Annotated in this window: 1 protein-coding gene; it reads left to right on the top strand. The window is 48.5% G+C overall.

What is annotated here, in order from left to right; genetic code table 11:
* On the top strand, nt 1–648 hold a 648-nt coding region (locus WH277_RS00985; protein WP_339503849.1), incomplete at both ends, for a hypothetical protein.

Below are 648 nucleotides of genomic sequence, written 5' to 3'. Positions count from 1 at the left end.
GTTTCGATATGCTGTATCAGGTGAAGCTGACAAAAGAAGAAGAGGCGATGTATTTCGGAGCTGCTGAACATCAAAAACCAAAACCCTCGCCTGATAAGGCGGCACCCACCGCCGGAACCGCGCCAGAAAGCGCTAAAACGGGCGGAGGGGCACATATCTTAAAAGCAACACTCAACGAGATAAGCGAAACAAATACACAGCTATTTAATATGGTCGTTGATGATAGCTATCAAAGCACACCAGAATCGAAAGCCAGGCTCGAAGCAGTTAAAGAGCAAATAGGTTTGAATGATGACACTAAGAAGCATGATGATAAAAATGACCAAACGCCAGCTGCAGGCCGCAGCAAAAAAGCGCCTGCCGCTAAGCCTGCTAGCACTACAGCCAGCACGATAGGCGACGATTTCCGCGACATCAAAGGCATGTCGAAGAGTCAGATCGAAGAGCTTGAAGCACTCGACGAAGTTCACGCAGCGCAGCGCAAAGCGGCAGCAGAAACAGACAAAGCGACCGCCGGTTTTAGTGTTGTCATTAGTGACAACATACAAGCAGATATGCAGCAAGAACCGGAGCCATCAGCGCCAGCATCGCGTGGTAGCTTTAGCGATAGATTAAAAATGAAAAAGACGGAGATTACTCAGCAAGAGA

This window comes from Erwinia sp. MYb416 (assembly GCF_037479575.1).
Lineage (GTDB): Bacteria > Pseudomonadota > Gammaproteobacteria > Enterobacterales > Enterobacteriaceae > Erwinia > Erwinia rhapontici.
The sequence above is the reverse complement of the archived record's forward strand: the minus strand, read 5'-3'. Positions and strand labels throughout refer to the sequence as shown.